We start from the raw sequence: 14,610 nt of genomic DNA, 5'->3' as shown, positions 1-14,610 counted from the left end.
AAGCCCAAGCGACCTTTCTGGCCTGAGTTGCTAAAATGCATGAAATTTCAATGAGTATTTGTTCATGCCTGCTGACGCTTTACTGTCCACACCGTCCCTGCAGGGTGCCGCTGCGCACCTTGCGGATGCGCTGCAGGCGGGCCACGTCTATCGGCGGGAGGACCTGGCTCGCGTGAGCAATGCTGTAGATCGGCACCTGCGTGAGCTGGTTTTAATGGGCAAACTTCAGAAGCTGGCGCAAGGGCTCTACCACGCACCCCAGCAATCGCCTTTTGGCCCCCTTCCTCCGGCTGACGATGATGTGGTGAAAGGGTTTCTGCGTGACAAGGAATTCCTGGTGTTTTCGCCCTCGTCCTACAACGCCGTGGGCCTGGGCACCACCCAGCTCTACAACCGGACGCTGGTTTACAACCACAAGCGACATGGTGTTTTTCAGCTGGGCAAGAGGCAGTTCGACTTCAGGGTCAAGCCCCGCTTTCCCAAGACGTTGACACGTGAGTTTCTCTACGTTGACCTGCTCAACAATCTCGAAGAGCTGGCCGAAGACCGCGATAGGGTGCTTGGCCAGGCTCGCAACAAGCTGTCCTCCTTCGATCTAGATCAGCTGCAAGCGGCTGTAGACAATTACGGCAACATGGTCACACGCAAACGCATTCGGGAGTGGGTCGGTGGCTGAGTTTTTGCACCAACGCAGCGATTTCGTCCAATTGCTCTCCATCGTGGCGAATGACCGTGGGCTCGATCCCTTGCTGGTTGAAAAGGATTACTGGATCATGCACAGCCTGTGGGGGCTGCAAGCTCAAGGCTTTGTGTTCGAGTTGAAGGGCGGCACGTCCTTGTCCAAGGGCTTCGGGGTGATCCACAGGTTCTCGGAAGACATCGACATCCGCATCGAGCCACCGACCGACATGGACGTGAAAATCGGTCGCAACCAGGACAAACCGGTCCACATCGCCTCTCGGCAGGCGTATTACGACGAACTGGCCAGGCGCATCCGTATTCCCGGCATCGACAGCGTGGAACGGGATACATTCTTCGATGACGACAAAATGCGCAGCGCAGGCATTCGCCTGTCTTACTTACCCCGAGCCGCCGCCCTGGTTGGCGTCAAAGACGGTATCTTGCTGGAGTTGGGGTTTGACGATACAGCGCCCAATCGCCTTGTCACCATCTCTTCATGGGCCTTGGATTTCGCCATGAACCGAGGCGTTCAGGTGTCGGACAACCGCGCAGTGAATGTCCCCTGTTACGCACCGACACATACCTTCGTCGAGAAGCTCCAGACCCTCTCAACCAAGTACCGCCGACTGGCCGAGGCCCGGCAGTTTCCAGCCAACTTTCTGCGGCATTACTACGATGTGTACTGCTTGCTCGATCTGCCGGAAGTCCAAGCGTTCATGAAGAAGCCTGCATACCAGGAACGCAAAGTGCAACGCTTTCGATCCGGCGATGAATTGGTGATCGCCTGCAATCCCGCCTTCACACTGAGAGATCCCGAACAGCGGGATCTTTTTGCACGGGAATATCGAAAATCTTCAGCCCTTTACTACCAAGGCCAGCCGGATTTCGATCAACTGCTGGCTCGAATTGAAAAGCACCTGGATTCAATGTGAATTCTGAACGTGTTGGTTGCTGACGAAAATCCCCATCACCCGGTCCATTTCGCTCATCAGCTCTTCGATGTTGAATGGTTTGCTCATCAATGCGACGGCACCCCGACCGATGCTGTCATTCGTCAAAGCGCGGCCTACACGGCTCAACATCACGATCACCTGAGTCTTGACATTCAAGGCGTGCAGCCGCTCTGGCAACTCCAGGCCGTAACGGGTCAACACCAGCGAGAAGTCCAGCTTGCTCTGCAAGCAAAAAAGCCTGTGGTCCGCAGGCGTCCTATCGCCAGCAGGGCTGGCTCCCACAAGGTGCGAGTTGGAAGCAGCAATGCAAACTTCCGCAGGCCGGATCAATAAGCCCCCGCCAACCCTTGCACCCACGCCATCTGCCTCGGCAAACACCGCGTCTCCAGATCGTATTGCGCTACCGCAAACGCCCGCGCCTGCGCGCCCAACCGTGCCCGCTCTGTGGGGTTTTCGCACAAGGCCGCTACCTGCTCTGCCAGCGCCGCCGGATCAAAAAAGTCCACCAGCTGCCCGGTCTCGCCGTGGCGAATCGCTTCGCGCACCGGGGCGGTGTCGCTGGCCACGATGGCGCAGCCTGCGCTCATGGCTTCGAGCAGGCTCCAGCTGAGCACAAAGGGGTAGGTCAGGTACACGTGCACGGTGGACACCTGCAGCACGCGCAAGAAGTCGGCATAGGGCACTTTGCCCACAAAGTGCACGCGTGACAGGTCCAGATCGCCTTTGACTTCGTTCAGAAATATTTCGCGCCACGTTTGGGCTTTGCCGTCGGGGCCGGGCGGCGGCGCGGCGCCGTAGCTGACCTCGCTGCCACCGATGATGACCACGCGGGCTTGGGGCCTGGCTTTTTGCAGCGCAGGCAGCGCCCGCATGAACTGGTGGTAGCCGCGGTAGGGCTCCAGGTTGCGGTTGACGAAGGTGATGACTTCGTCGCTCTGGCCCAGCACGATCGGCCCTTGCGCGGTTTGCAGCTGCAACTTCGCTTCGGGGTTGGGGCGGACCAGGTCGGTGCGGATGCCGTCGTGGATGACCACGATGCGCGACGCAAACGGCTCGGGGAACAGCGAGGCCTGCCAGTGTGTGGGCGCGATGCCCGCGTGCGCACGCGCAAAGTGCAGCTCGTAATTGGCGTTTTTCATTTGCAGGCGGCAGCCCTCGTCGGGGTCTGCGCCGGGGAACTCGGGGTCAAAGCCCACGTCGGCCCCCTGAGCGTGGTAGAAAAACTCGCAATAGATGCCGATGCGCGCCGCTGGCCAGACTTGCGACAAAAGCAGGCTCTCGCCCCAGGCGGGGTGGGCCACGATCACGTCGGGCGTGAAGCCGTCCTGCTGGAGCTGGCGGGCGGCGCGGTAGGCGGCTTCGGCCCGCAGGGTTTTGACTTCCAGATCAGCCAGCCAGCGGTGTGTGCCTTGTGCGGGCTGGCCAGAAACGGGGTAGCGCACCAGCTGCACGCCGGGTACGGGTGGGCAGGCATTGATGTGCAGCGCCACCACGCGGTTGCCTTGCCGCACCAAGGCCGGGGCCAGGTGCTTGAACTGGCCGGGAAAGTTCTGGTGGACGAAAAGGATGTTCATGGGGCGCCAATCAGGCGTGAATCATCGCATGACAAATCCGGGGCAGGCGGTGTTTCCGGGGCGGGTCGACCCGCTCAAGCATGGGGTCAGGGCCGCTTGAGCGCTTCGCGTGCCAGCCCTTGCAGGTCCAGCCCCTTGGCCTGATCGTTCTGAATCAGGCGCTCAGACAAGCGGGGGGGTATGGCGATGACAAGTGGAAATTCGGACAGCGGCATTTCCCATGAGCGACGGCGCTCATCCTTGGCCGCCGGGTTACGGACCGTGATCACCATCTGCTTGGCCCCTGATTTGCGCCAGCCTTCCAGACGACTGAAGCCTGAGGCGCCTTCGACGGCCAGGTAGTCGATGCCTTCAAAAACCTCTTCGTAATACACCTCTTGCGCCAGTGTGCCCAGAGGCCAGGCGATCTTGCCGTCCTTGACCGATTGCAGGCCAAACTGTTGTGACTCGAAAACGCCTAGGGCTCCGATGCGGGGTTTTTTCTTCAAACTTTTCATCTTGAATTGCCACTGCGCGTCGCTCGAAGCAAGTAATTTTGTAGACGGCGTTCTGGCTGCATGAAAATAAGGCACATCCCGCTCTTTCGGAATCGTCCTGTTCTTGTAATAAATCTCAAAGCGATGCTCGCTGGCGCGTCGGCATACATCGGGGTTGTCGCCCCAGCCGCACACCTCCTCATCCTGGTTTTGCACCATCTTGTAAGCAATGGCTTCGGCCCCTTGCAGTTCGCTGCTCACAAACTCCGGCGGCATGCAGAACTTGCGCGCAAACTCCGGCGTCACCACCCACAGCCAGGGGTCTTTGGTGTAGCGGGCTTTGCCCGGGCGTGGCCCGGTGTAGTGCCCGCTGGGGCAGTTTTCATATTGGGTTTTGACTTGCGCTTGTGTCAGCCCGGGTGCGCTGACTACAGGTGCAGGTGATTGCACTGTGATCGTGCTTTGCGCGTTCACGCCAAAGTGCACACACAGCACCAGCGTCAGGCCCATGCCCACGACAGAGCGCAAGCACTGTGCCAGGAAAAAGAGGCTTTGCGTCTGCTTTGTTCTCATGAAAGGTTCCTTGTGTTCACGCAGACCATGTGCCTGGCCCATCGTGTGTTGGTGTGTTGTGGGTCTTTAAAAATCAGGGCAACTTGAGCGCTTCGCGTGCCAGCCCTTGCAGGTCCAGCCCCTTGGCCTGATCGTTTTGAATCAGCCGTTCAGACAAGCGAGTAGGTAATGTGATGACGAGCGCAAACTCGTTCATCGGTGTTTGGGAATATTTACGGGGGTCATTCAGCTTTTGTGCAGTGATCACCATCTGCTTGGCCCCTGATTTGCGCCAGCCTTCCAGACGGCTGAAACCGGAGGCGCCTTCGACGGCCAGGTAGTCGATGCCTTCGAATGCTTCTTCGTAATACACCTCTTGCGCCAGTGTGCCCAGCGGCCACGCGATCTTGCCTCCCTTGACCGATTGCAGGCCAAACTGCTGAGATTCAAAAACCCCTAGGGCTCCGATGCGGGGTTTTTTCTTCAAACTTTTCATCTTGAATTGCCACTGCGCGTCGCTCGAAGCAAGTAATTTTGTAGACGGCGTTCTGGCCGCATGAAAATATGGAGCGTCAATATCTTTCGGAATCGTCCCGTTCTTGTAATAAATCTCAAAGCGGTGCTCGCTGGCGCGTCGGCACACATCGGGGTTGTCGCCCCAGCCACACACCTCTTCGTCCTGGTTTTGCACCATCTTGTAGGCAATGGCTTCGGCCCCTTGCAGTTCGCTGCTCACAAACTCCGGCGGCATGCAGAACTTGCGCGCAAACTCCGGCGTCACCACCCACAGCCAGGGGTCTTTGGTGTAGCGGGCTTTGCCCGGGCGTGGCCCGGTGTAGTGCCCGCTGGGGCAGTTTTCATATTGGGCTTTGACTTGCGCTTGTGTCAGCCCGGGTGCGCTGGCTGCGGACGCAGCAGTGGATGCGGCAGCTTGGGCGTTGGCTGTGCTTTGGGCATGCACAGCGTTCAGGCAGGGCAGCGCCACCGTCAAGCTGAGCAAAAGGCGCAGGCCATGCGCCATCCATGTGGGGTGTTGTGTCATTCGCATGTGCGGTGTTTGGTGTGTGGGGTGGGCGGTTTCTGAATGTAATTGCAAAGGCTACCAAATCGTCAGGGTGATGGTTGGCAGCTGTTGTATCGCAGGGCTGGTGGATGCGGTGTCGCTGTCAATCTTTGCGGTGGCGTTCATCCCCATGGCGCCTGTTGTCAGTAATTCATTCGGATCGGGCCGCTAAGATGCCGCTTTTCTCCGTTTTATTGGCATTTCAAGGAAAGAACATGAGCATCCAGACCGTAGGCATCATTGGCGCAGGCACCATGGGCAATGGCATTGCACAGGCGTGCGCCGTTTCGGGCATCCAAGTGGTGATGGTCGACATTTCGGACGCGGCCGTGGCCAAAGGCGTGGCCACCGTGGCGAGCAGCCTGGACCGTCTGGTCAAGAAAGAAAAGATCAGCGAGGCCGACAAGGCCGCTGCGCTGGCCCGCATCCAGGGCTCCAGCAATTACGACGACCTCAAGGGCGCGCAGCTGGTGATCGAAGCCGCCACCGAAAACCACGAACTCAAAGTCAAGATCTTGAAGCAGCTCGACGGCATGCTGGCCCCCAACGTGCTGATCGCATCCAACACCTCGTCGATCTCGATCACGCAACTGGCCGCCGCCACGCAGCGTGCGGACCGGTTCATTGGCATGCACTTTTTCAACCCCGTGCCCATGATGGCGCTGGTCGAAATCATCCGTGGCCTGCAAACCAGCGACGCCACCCACGACGCAGTGCACGAGCTGGCGCTGGCGCTGGGCAAGACGCCCATCACCGTGAAAAACGCGCCCGGCTTTGTGGTCAACCGCATCCTGGTGCCCATGATCAACGAAGCCTTTTTTGTGCTCGGAGAAGGCCTGGCCGAGGCCGAAGCCATTGACGCGGGCATGAAGCTCGGCTGCAACCAGCCCATCGGCCCACTGGCACTGGCCGACATGATCGGTCTGGATGTGTGCCTGGCCGTGATGGAGGTCTACCTCAAGGAGTACGGCGACAGCAAATACCGCCCCAGCCCGCTGCTCAAGGAAATGGTGGCCGCAGGCCGCCTGGGTCGCAAGACCGGGCAGGGTGTTTACACCTACTGATCAAGCCCCGTGGCTGGCGGGCCGCAGCAGCACGATGTTGCGGTAGCCCAGCCGGATCAGTCCTTTGTCCTGAAAGCGTTGCAGCTGTTGGTTGACGCGTTGGCGCGAGGCCATGGCGGCCTGCGCCAAGTCAGATTGGCTCACGCGCAGCTGCACGCCGTCGGCCACTTGCACGCTGTTGAATTTGGCAATGCGCTCCAGTGTGGCCCACACGCGTTGTTCCAGCGTGTGCATGCCCTGGTCGGCCAAGGTGTCAAACAACTGGTTGATGCGCAAACCCAAAATGCGCAGCAGGTCCACCGCCACGCTGGCGTCCTGGCTGATCAGATCCAGCAGCCTGGCCCGCTCAATGTGCAGCACCTGGCTGGGGCCGGCCGAGACCAGATCAGCCGGGTAAGTGGTTTCTGCAAACACCGAACTCAAGCCTGAAATCTCGCCGGGCAGCATCCAGCGCAGCAGTTGTTCTTCGCCCTCGGGTGTGGTCACGCTCACGCGCAAGCGGCCTTTCATGAGCAGCAGGGCGGTCGAGATGGACTGCCCCCGGCTGAGCACCACTTGCCCCTCTTGCCAATGGCGCAGCACGCCGATGCCTTGCAGTGCGGTGGCCGTGCGCTGCCTTAAAGCCGAGTTTTCTGACCAGGTCAGGGACAGGTGATCCACATCCATGTTTTTGAAAGTCGAGCCTCGGGCATGAGGGGGCGTTGAATTCATGGGGAGCTTGTTCGGGACTGACGGGGTCGATGGGGAATACATTGTGAGTGCTTTCCCTTAGATTGTCACCTCAGAAACAATTTGTCGATTCCTTGGGCCGTTAAATCTGAATAACCGAACTTGATGATGATCAAGTGGTTGACCCACATCCATGGAGACGACATGAAATTTTCTACCTCTGCATTTGTCCGCACCACCCTCGGTGCCATCGCTTTGACCCTGGGTGCCAGCGCCATGGCGCAGTCTGTGGTGCGCTTTCAGGACTATCCAGGCACCGGTAATTTGATGGTGCGTGTGGCTCAAGAACAAGGCTTTTGCCAGCAAGCAGGCATTCGCTGCGAACTGCGCACCATCGCGGGCGGGCCATTGGGCATGCAGACCATGCTCTCTGGTGACATCGAGGTGTATTTTGGCCCGACCGAAGTAGCGGTTGCAGCCGTGGCCCGCAAGGCACCCATCACCATCATTGGTGCAGGCTTCACCGATCCGGTGTTTTTCATGGCCGCAGGTGCAAAAACCGAACTGGAGACCGAAAAAGAAGGCTATCCCGGCGTGGTCAAGTCCTTCAAAGGTAAAAAAATCGGCGTGACCCAACGCGGCTCAGGTGCTGAATTTCAGGTGATCGACATGCTGGCCGATGTGGGGCTGACCGCGAACGACGTGACCTTTGTGGCCGTGGGTGCGCCCGACACCGCCTTTCCAGCGCTCACGCGCGGTCAGGTTGACCTGATCATGACTTTCTCGCCCACCGACGGCATGTGCGAAGTGCTCAAGGCCTGCCGCGTGGTGGTGGACCCTCGCAAAGGGCAAGGCCCCAAGAGCTTGCTGGCCACACGAGGAGGCTCCGGCACCATGGCTGTGAAGAGCGAATGGGCAGCGGCCAATCCGCAGACGGTGGTCGCCATCCGCAGAACGCTGGAATTGTCAGAGGCTTTCATCGCCAACCCCGCCAACTTTGGCAAGACACTGGAGATTCTGCGCAAGACCTTCGCCTTGCAATTGCCCAATGCAGAACAGATTGCCGAAGTGGCGCTGCGCAACACCATCAGCAACTTCAAGGCCCGTGGCACCGTGCCAGCCATGCAGGCGGTGGCCAATGCCATGACCGAAAACAAGCTGCTGCCCGTCAAGGTGGACATGGCTCCAGCGGTCTTGCCTTGAACACAGACAGTCGCGACTTTGACAGGGAGTGTTCATGATCGACGCACAGCGCATCGACCTGAGCTTTGACGGCACCAACTTGGTGTTGCAGGGTGTGGACCTGCACGTCAAGGCGGGGGAGTTCGTCGCGCTCGCAGGCCCGAGCGGCTGCGGCAAGACCACCTTGCTCAACCTGTGCGCGGGGCTGGTGGATCTGCCCGTCGGTCAGCGGCTGCTTGTGGCAGGCGAACAGCCTGCGCTGGGCAGCCACAACGTGGCTTACATGTTGGCACGCGACAGCTTGTTTCCCTGGCTCAATGCGCTGGACAACGCCGCCTTTGGCCTGAAAGTTCGGGGCGTGCCCATTGCGGATGCCCGTGAACGGGCTGGCTTGATGCTCAAGCAGGTCGGGCTCGGCGGGTCTGAGTACCGACTGCCCAAGGCCCTGTCTCATGGCATGCGCCAGCGCGTGGCACTGGCGCGCACTTTTGCCATGCCCTCGCCATTGCTGCTGATGGATGAGCCCTTTGGGGCACTGGACGCGCAAACCAAGCTGCAGTTGCAAGACCTGCTGTTGCAGCTGTGCCAAGAAGGCAACCGCACCGTGCTGTTCGTGACGCACGACTTGTCGGAAGCCGTCGCGCTGGCCGACCGGGTGATGGTGATGTCCTCCAGGCCCGGCCGCATTGTGGCCGATGTGCAGGTGCCGCTGGCGCGTCCGCGGTCCATCCGCGAGCTGCAGACCAGCGATGACTTCCACCACACCTACACCCAAGTCTGGAAACATCTCGAAGAAGGGTGGGTGCACCATGAGGGGTGAAACATTGCGTACGCTGTCGCAGCATGTCCTGTTTGTCTGTGTTTTCCTGGGTCTGTGGGAGTGGGGTGCCCGAGCCGGTTGGGTTGATCCGAGTTTCATGGGCAGCCCGCTCGGCATCATCACCTTCACGCTGGAAAACTTGAGCAATGCCCGCTTGTGGGGCGACCTGGGTTGGACCTTGTTGGCCGTGTTCGCGTCCTTCGTCATTGGCTCACTTGCGGCCATGATCACGGGCCTGGCCTTTGTCACCTGGCCCAAGTTCGAGGCCTTTTGCGACCCCTACATCTCGGCCTTCAATGTGCTGCCGCGCATTGCCTTGGTGCCGCTTTTCATTTTGTGGTTTGGTTTGGGCATCGGCTCCAAGATCGCTCTGGGGGTTTCGCTCACATTCTTCATCGTGCTGTCGAGCACGGTGGCCGGTATTCGCGGCGTCAGCCAGGACCATGTGACGCTCACCCGAACCCTGGGTGCCAGCAGTCGGCAGATGTTTTTCTCGGTCACATTGCCGGGGGCTGTGCCGGTGCTTTTCTCTGGGTTGCGCCTGGGCGTGATTTACGCCTTGCTGGGTGTGGTCGGTGCCGAGGTCATTGCTTCCGAGCGTGGTCTCGGGCAACAACTGGCTTATCTGGGGTCGACTTTCAACGTCAACGGTGTGTGGTCGCTGCTGTTCGATCTGGCGCTCATCGGGGTGCTGATCATGAAGCTCATGAACTGGATCGAACGCCGCCTGCTGCATTGGCAATGAAGCCCGCTGGCCCAAACACATCAAGGAGATCAAACAATGAAATTCCGTCATATCCAGGTGGACCCGATGACGCCCACCATCGGCGGCATGATCAGCGGCGTGGACCTGAACAACACCCGCTCTGAAGACGTTTACGAAGAGATCAAGCAAGCGCTGTGGCAACACGGCGTGGTGTTTTTCCGCAAGCAGGCCTTGAAGCCCGAGGCCTACATTCGCCTGGGTGCCAATTTCGGCGAGATGGAACAGCACGAGTTCTTCCCGCACATCGAGGGGCACCCCCAAATTCAGTTGATCTCGCACCAAGGCAACGAAGCACCCGAGACCGACCGCTGGCACACCGACGTGACCTTCCGCAAAAAGCCCAATATGGTGTCGATTTTGCGCATCACAGACTTGCCCCCAGCCGGTGGCGACACCATGTGGATGCACGCGGGCGCTGCCTACGATGCGCTCAACCCCGGCATGCAGCAAATGCTCGAGGGCCTGCAGGCCGACCATGATTTGCCTTGGCACTTTCGCCGCATCAATGCCAACGAACGCCTGGCCCAACGGGCCTCTGCCAAGAGCGGCATGATGGTGCAGGCCAGCCAGCAAGAGTGCAAGATGATCGAGAACACGCCCACGATGACCCACCCGGCGGTGATCACGCACCCTTATAACGGCCGCAAGATTTTGTTCGTCAACTCGATCTGGACCAAGCGCCTGCTGGGCATGCACATGGACCTGTCCGAGGCGGTGCTGAACATGCTCTACGAATGGGTGAAAAAGCCAGAGTTCATGGTGCGCTTCCGTTGGGAAAAAGACTCGGTCGCCATGTGGGACAACTGCGCCACGCAGCACTACGCCGTGTTCGACTACGCGCCGCACTACCGCGCAGGCCAGCGCATGACTTGCGGCAGCTTTGTGCCCACGCTCAACCCCGGTGCCGCCGCCGCAGGTGGCCAGCCGTCGGTCATGCGCCAGCTGCTGGACACCACCCGCATGCAAGCGGCCAGCCCGCGTGAGCAGCAGGCGGTGGAAGCCATCTTCAGCGCACTCGAAAGCGTGGACCTGAACGCCGTGGCCGCTGCAGCCCAGCGCCGTTGATTCAGGAACGCACCCCGTCATGAGTTCAAGCGCTCCCATCGACCTGGCCGACCACGACCTGGCCGCCTTGCAGGAGGCCCGCGACTTGCTGGGCCGCGCCCGGCAAGCCGCTGCCGCGCTGGCGCTGTGGACGCCCGAAGAGGCCAAACGCGTGGCCAAAGAAGTGGCTGCCGCCTTGCTGCCGCGTGCCGAGTTTTATGCCGAGTGGGCCGTGCGCGAAAGCCGCATCGGCAAAGTGGCCGACAAGATCGCCAAGAACCAGATCGCCTGCACCCTCACGCCCAACGCGTGGGACCAGGTGGCGCTGGGCGGCGTGCGGCGCAACGATGCGCTGCGCATCGTCGAAATCGGCCGACCCGCCGGTGTGGTGGTGGGCTTGTCCAACTCCACCTCGCCAGTGGCCACCATCATGTTCAAAACCATCTTGTGCCTGATGACGCGCAACACGCTGGTCATCTCGCCGCACCCGGTGGCGCTGGCTTGCTGCACCGCCGTGACGAATGAGCTGCAAGCCGCTATTGAAAAAGCCGGTGGTCCAGCCCATGCCTTGCAGATTCTGACCCGCCCCACGGTCGAGGCCACGGGTGCGCTGATGCGCGACGCCCGCACCGACGTGATTTTGGCCACTGGCGGCACGCCCATGGTGCGTGCGGCCTATGGCTCGGGCAACCCCGCCATTGGCGTGGGCTCGGGCAATGTGCCGATTTATGTGGACGCCAGCGCCGACATCGAAGCCGCCGCCGCCCAGATCGTCAACGCCAAGAACTTTGACCACGGCAGCCCCTGCTCGGCCCCTTCGGTCCTCATGCTGCACGCCAGCATTGCGCCGCAGATGCAGCAAGCGCTGGCCCGCCAGGGGGCGCATGTGTGCAGCGATGCACAGGCGCTGCAAATCCAGAATTACGCTTTTCCGGGTGGCAAGTTCAACGGCAAGGTGGTGGGCCGCCCGGCGCACGAGATCGCGCAGGCCGCAGGCGTGCAAGTGCCGGTGGATTGCCAAGCCTTGGTTTGCCCCATCGCCCAGCCGCAGGCCGGTCATGTGCTGCTGAAAGAAAAGCTCTCGCCCATTTTGGGCTGTGTGGTGGTGCCGGGCATGGACCAGGCCATCGACGTGGCCCGCCTCATGCTGCAGCACAGCGGCGCAGGCCACACCTCGGGCATTCATTCGGCCAGCGCCGAGCAGGCGGTGGTCTGGGGCGCGGCGCTGGACTATTACCGTGTGGTCGTCAACGGCTCCACGGTGCACGACAGCACCGGTGCCAACACTGGCTTGCCCTACACCTTCACCATCGGCACCGGTTACGCAGGCAAAAGCTCGGTGGACTGCAATGTCGGCCCCGAGTTGCTGGTCAACTGGAAACGCGTGGCCTTTCCGCTGCCCGGTGGCTGGGCCGGGGCCATGGCTTCGGGCGCGGCCTCTGCGGCTACTTCGGCCGGTGCCCCGCCTTCGCAACTGTCCACCCTCACGCCTGAACTCCAGGCCATGGTCCTGCGCATCGTGCAGGAAGAACTCGAACACCTTCGCTGAAAGCCTCTCATGTCCACTTTGCGCAGCTACATTTTTCTGGACCGCTTGCAGCCACAACTGATGTGTTTGCTGGGCTCCACCGCACGAGGCTTTTTGCCGCGCCACAACGACGCCGCCATGGTGATCGAGGTCGCCCCCGGCATGGACATCGAGTGGCTGACCGACATTGCCTTGAAGCACGATGACGTCAAGCCCGGCAACTTGGTGGTGGAGCGGCAGTTTGGTTATCTGGAGTTCCACGGCCAGTCTTCGTCGTCCGTCAAGTCGGCCGGTGCTGCTGTGCTCGACGCCATGGGCGTGAGCGAGAAGAGCGTGCTCAAGCCCGAAATTTTGGCGTCCAAGGTGATTGACCGGGTCGACGGCTACCACGCGTTTTTGATCAACCGCAGCAAGGCCGGCAGCATGCTTTTGCCCGGTGAGTCGCTCTACATCATGGAGATGACCACGTCTTCTTATGCGCTGTTGGTGGCCAACGAGGCCGAAAAAGCCGCCAATGTGAAACTGATCGACTGCCGCTTCATGGGCCCGGCTGGGCGGCTGTATTTGTCGGGCACCGCATCCGATGTGCGCACTGCAGCGGCCGTGGCCGAGGCCGTGATCCGCGACGCCGGAGGTGCTGCATGAGCGCAGACGCTTTGCGCGAGCAAATTCGGGCGCAGGTGCGCACCGCCCTGGGTGCCAAAGCCACGGGTGCAGACTCATCGGTTGCATCGGTGTCTGCTTTGATGCAGCGCTTTGAAGCCGGTTATGCCGCCGCGAATGCCGAGGCGATCGTGGCTTGCTTTGCCCCCGACGTGGTGTGGACCTTGCCCGACTCGCGGGTGCTTCAGGGACGTGCAGCGTGCCTGGCGTTTTTGAAAGAACGCTTTGCCAGCCCCACCGGGCCGAAGTTCTCCGACTCCCACATGAACGTGCTGGGCCAGACCGTGGTGCAAAACTACAAGGTGAGCGTGCCGCTGCCCGGTGGCCAGTCTGCCACGCTGGACGGCACCGATGTGTACCAAATCCGCGATGGCCTGATCGCCCGCAAAGACGCTTACTGGAAGCAGATCGGAGCGCCCAAACCTGCCACTGCCACTGCAGCTGCAGCAGCTGCACCGCAGGGCGTGGTGGTGCCTTTGCGCGTGGGCACGGCCGCGCACGCCGCCGCCCTGACCGATCTGTTCAAGCGCCTGGCCGCCAGCCCGGCGCTGTTGCAAGCGGCGCAATCGGGCTTGCTGCGTTTTGACATGCGTGTGGACGAGGCTGCTGTCAAGGCTGTCGCCGCAGGTGCAGCCACACCCACGCCCGCCACTGCGGCAACCCCCCCCACTGCACCCGCTGGCACATCGGCCATGGCCGCCACCACGGCCATCGACCCGGCCGCCTGCTGTTCGTCCTGCAAGGCGGGCAAAGCCTGTGATTGCAAGGGCGACACCTGCGAGCTGCACGATCACCCAGCGGATGTGCCCGAACTCAAGGGTGTGATCGGCGAGAAACTGCTCAAAACCCTGCCGCCGAGCGTGAAAACCGTTCGACTGCATCCCAAGGCGGTCCTGACCCCCTTGGGTAAAGAAGCCCTGCGCAAGCGCGGCATCACCATTGAACGAGGAATCAAGTCATGAAAACAGGAACCGTGATCGGCCGCATCGTGGCCAGCAAACGCCTGCCCGAACTGCCGCCAGGCGCTTTGCTGGAGGTGCAACTGGACTACCCCAAAGACGTGGTCGTCTGCTATGACCCCATGGGCTGCGGTATTGGCGAGCGCGTGATGATCACCATCGGCGCACCCGCCGCCTGGTGGTTTGCCCCGGCGCACCCGCGTGTGGTGGCCGACGCGCTCATCATCGCCTCGCTCGACAACTACGACACCCCAACACCCATGCGCTGACGCAGCGGCAATTTTTCCCCTCACCCTTTCCTCAACCCTTTCTTTTTTAACCCCTCAAGGAGACTCACATGTCACAAGCCATCGGAATGATCGAAACCAAAGGTTATGTTGCTGCCTTCGCTGCCGCTGACGCCATGGTCAAAGCCGCCAACGTCAACATCGTTGGCAAAAAAGAAGTTGGTGGCGGCCTGGTGGCCATCATCGTTTCGGGCGACGTGGGGGCTGTGAAGGCCGCCACCGAAGCCGGTGCAGAAGCCGCAGGCGCGATCGGTGAAGTGGTGTCTTGCCACGTCATCCCACGTCCGCACGCCGACGTGCAAAAAGCCTTTGATGGCAACTGATCCGCG

General features: G+C 60.9%; 17 protein-coding genes. 12 read left to right on the top strand and 5 right to left on the bottom strand.

Annotation, left to right across the window (positions count from 1 at the left end):
- Positions 1–64: 64 nt before the first annotated feature.
- Together H663_RS29700 and H663_RS29695 are read left to right on the top strand one after the other, a co-directional pair.
- Entirely contained in the window at positions 65–676 is a 612-nt protein-coding gene (locus H663_RS29700) for a hypothetical protein (protein WP_053169029.1), read from the top strand.
- Entirely contained in the window at positions 669–1,613 is a 945-nt protein-coding gene (locus tag H663_RS29695) for a nucleotidyl transferase AbiEii/AbiGii toxin family protein (protein ID WP_053169027.1), read from the top strand. Before H663_RS29700 ends, H663_RS29695 begins: the two co-directional genes overlap by 8 nt.
- On the opposite strand, the gene H663_RS29690 is transcribed toward H663_RS29695, so the two are convergent.
- The 4 genes from H663_RS29690 to H663_RS29675 form a co-directional block, all read right to left on the bottom strand.
- Entirely contained in the window at positions 1,605–1,862 is a 258-nt protein-coding gene (locus H663_RS29690) for a hypothetical protein (protein WP_053169025.1), read from the bottom strand. The two genes, H663_RS29695 and H663_RS29690, sit on opposite strands and share 9 nt — an antisense overlap.
- A 98-nt stretch (positions 1,863–1,960) precedes the next feature.
- Positions 1,961–3,208: a glycosyltransferase family 4 protein gene (locus tag H663_RS29685; protein WP_053169024.1), complete on the bottom strand. Its 1,248-nt coding sequence runs from the start codon at positions 3,206–3,208 to the stop codon at positions 1,961–1,963.
- Positions 3,209–3,294: 86 nt separating this feature from the next.
- Positions 3,295–4,257 (bottom strand): hypothetical protein, encoded by a 963-nt coding sequence (locus H663_RS29680; RefSeq protein ID WP_133239999.1) that lies wholly within the window; start codon positions 4,255–4,257, stop codon positions 3,295–3,297.
- A gap of 73 nt (positions 4,258–4,330) precedes the next feature.
- On the bottom strand, positions 4,331–5,284 hold the full coding sequence (locus tag H663_RS29675; RefSeq protein ID WP_133239998.1) for a hypothetical protein: 954 nt from the start codon (positions 5,282–5,284) through the stop codon (positions 4,331–4,333).
- 188 nt (positions 5,285–5,472) lie between these two features.
- Here H663_RS29675 and H663_RS29670 point away from each other — a divergent pair, with 188 nt between their 5' ends.
- A complete protein-coding gene (locus H663_RS29670; protein WP_116695846.1) occupies positions 5,473–6,363 on the top strand; it encodes a 3-hydroxybutyryl-CoA dehydrogenase in 891 nt (296 codons plus the stop codon).
- Here the strand turns inward: H663_RS29670 and H663_RS29665 are convergent, their stop codons facing one another.
- Positions 6,364–7,074, bottom strand: a complete 711-nt coding sequence (locus H663_RS29665) for a Crp/Fnr family transcriptional regulator (protein ID WP_165803893.1) — start codon at positions 7,072–7,074, stop codon at positions 6,364–6,366. It abuts the gene before it with no gap.
- 162 nt (positions 7,075–7,236) lie between these two features.
- Between H663_RS29665 and H663_RS29660 the strand changes: the two genes are divergently transcribed.
- The 9 genes from H663_RS29660 (at position 7,237) to H663_RS29620 (ending at position 14,604) form a co-directional block, all read left to right on the top strand.
- Positions 7,237–8,235 carry an ABC transporter substrate-binding protein gene (locus tag H663_RS29660; protein WP_165803892.1) on the top strand — a complete coding sequence of 333 codons (999 nt, stop codon included), beginning with the start codon at positions 7,237–7,239 and terminating at the stop codon, positions 8,233–8,235.
- Positions 8,236–8,269: 34 nt separating this feature from the next.
- A complete protein-coding gene (locus tag H663_RS29655; protein ID WP_053169010.1) occupies positions 8,270–9,034 on the top strand; it encodes an ABC transporter ATP-binding protein in 765 nt (254 codons plus the stop codon).
- 97 nt (positions 9,035–9,131) lie between these two features.
- A complete protein-coding gene (locus H663_RS29650) occupies positions 9,132–9,779 on the top strand; it encodes an ABC transporter permease (RefSeq protein WP_240620475.1) in 648 nt (215 codons plus the stop codon).
- 36 nt (positions 9,780–9,815) lie between these two features.
- Positions 9,816–10,865: a TauD/TfdA dioxygenase family protein gene (locus H663_RS29645; RefSeq protein ID WP_083451001.1), complete on the top strand. Its 1,050-nt coding sequence runs from the start codon at positions 9,816–9,818 to the stop codon at positions 10,863–10,865.
- A 19-nt stretch (positions 10,866–10,884) separates the two neighbouring features.
- Positions 10,885–12,393: an aldehyde dehydrogenase family protein gene (locus H663_RS29640; protein WP_053169004.1), complete on the top strand. Its 1,509-nt coding sequence runs from the start codon at positions 10,885–10,887 to the stop codon at positions 12,391–12,393.
- 9 nt (positions 12,394–12,402) lie between these two features.
- The gene (locus tag H663_RS29635) at positions 12,403–13,017 is read left to right on the top strand and encodes a BMC domain-containing protein (RefSeq protein ID WP_053169001.1); all 615 of its coding nucleotides are present in this window, start codon (positions 12,403–12,405) and stop codon (positions 13,015–13,017) included.
- On the top strand, positions 13,014–13,997 hold the full coding sequence (locus H663_RS29630) for a nuclear transport factor 2 family protein (RefSeq protein ID WP_053168999.1): 984 nt from the start codon (positions 13,014–13,016) through the stop codon (positions 13,995–13,997). Before H663_RS29635 ends, H663_RS29630 begins: the two co-directional genes overlap by 4 nt.
- A complete protein-coding gene (locus tag H663_RS29625) occupies positions 13,994–14,263 on the top strand; it encodes a EutN/CcmL family microcompartment protein (protein WP_053168998.1) in 270 nt (89 codons plus the stop codon). The genes H663_RS29630 and H663_RS29625 overlap by 4 nt, the downstream gene beginning before the upstream one ends.
- 68 nt (positions 14,264–14,331) lie before the next feature.
- Complete coding sequence (locus tag H663_RS29620) at positions 14,332–14,604, top strand: BMC domain-containing protein (protein WP_053168996.1); 273 nt, start codon at positions 14,332–14,334, stop codon at positions 14,602–14,604.
- Positions 14,605–14,610 lie beyond the last annotated feature (6 nt).

Source organism: Limnohabitans planktonicus II-D5, assembly GCF_001270065.2.
Taxonomy (GTDB): domain Bacteria; phylum Pseudomonadota; class Gammaproteobacteria; order Burkholderiales; family Burkholderiaceae_C; genus Limnohabitans_A; species Limnohabitans_A planktonicus.
Note: the sequence above shows the minus strand (reverse complement) of the source record. Positions and strands in the feature narration are given on the sequence as shown.

Bases quoted from the DNA above. Each gene is read 5' to 3' on its own strand.
- H663_RS29630 (WP_053168999.1), top strand. From the start codon at position 13,014: ATGAGCGCAGACGCTTTGCGCGAGCAAATTCGGGCGCAGGTGCGCACC.
- H663_RS29625 (WP_053168998.1), top strand. From the start codon at position 13,994: ATGAAAACAGGAACCGTGATCGGCCGCATCGTGGCCAGCAAACGCCTG.
- H663_RS29685 (WP_053169024.1), bottom strand. From the start codon at position 3,208: ATGAACATCCTTTTCGTCCACCAGAACTTTCCCGGCCAGTTCAAGCAC.
- H663_RS29700 (WP_053169029.1), top strand. From the start codon at position 65: ATGCCTGCTGACGCTTTACTGTCCACACCGTCCCTGCAGGGTGCCGCT.
- H663_RS29660 (WP_165803892.1), top strand. From the start codon at position 7,237: ATGAAATTTTCTACCTCTGCATTTGTCCGCACCACCCTCGGTGCCATC.
- H663_RS29645 (WP_083451001.1), top strand. From the start codon at position 9,816: ATGAAATTCCGTCATATCCAGGTGGACCCGATGACGCCCACCATCGGC.
- H663_RS29675 (WP_133239998.1), bottom strand. From the start codon at position 5,284: ATGCGAATGACACAACACCCCACATGGATGGCGCATGGCCTGCGCCTT.
- H663_RS29680 (WP_133239999.1), bottom strand. From the start codon at position 4,257: ATGAGAACAAAGCAGACGCAAAGCCTCTTTTTCCTGGCACAGTGCTTG.
- H663_RS29620 (WP_053168996.1), top strand. From the start codon at position 14,332: ATGTCACAAGCCATCGGAATGATCGAAACCAAAGGTTATGTTGCTGCC.
- H663_RS29665 (WP_165803893.1), bottom strand. From the start codon at position 7,074: ATGAATTCAACGCCCCCTCATGCCCGAGGCTCGACTTTCAAAAACATG.
- H663_RS29640 (WP_053169004.1), top strand. From the start codon at position 10,885: ATGAGTTCAAGCGCTCCCATCGACCTGGCCGACCACGACCTGGCCGCC.
- H663_RS29670 (WP_116695846.1), top strand. From the start codon at position 5,473: ATGCCGCTTTTCTCCGTTTTATTGGCATTTCAAGGAAAGAACATGAGC.
- H663_RS29655 (WP_053169010.1), top strand. From the start codon at position 8,270: ATGATCGACGCACAGCGCATCGACCTGAGCTTTGACGGCACCAACTTG.
- H663_RS29650 (WP_240620475.1), top strand. From the start codon at position 9,132: ATGGGCAGCCCGCTCGGCATCATCACCTTCACGCTGGAAAACTTGAGC.
- H663_RS29635 (WP_053169001.1), top strand. From the start codon at position 12,403: ATGTCCACTTTGCGCAGCTACATTTTTCTGGACCGCTTGCAGCCACAA.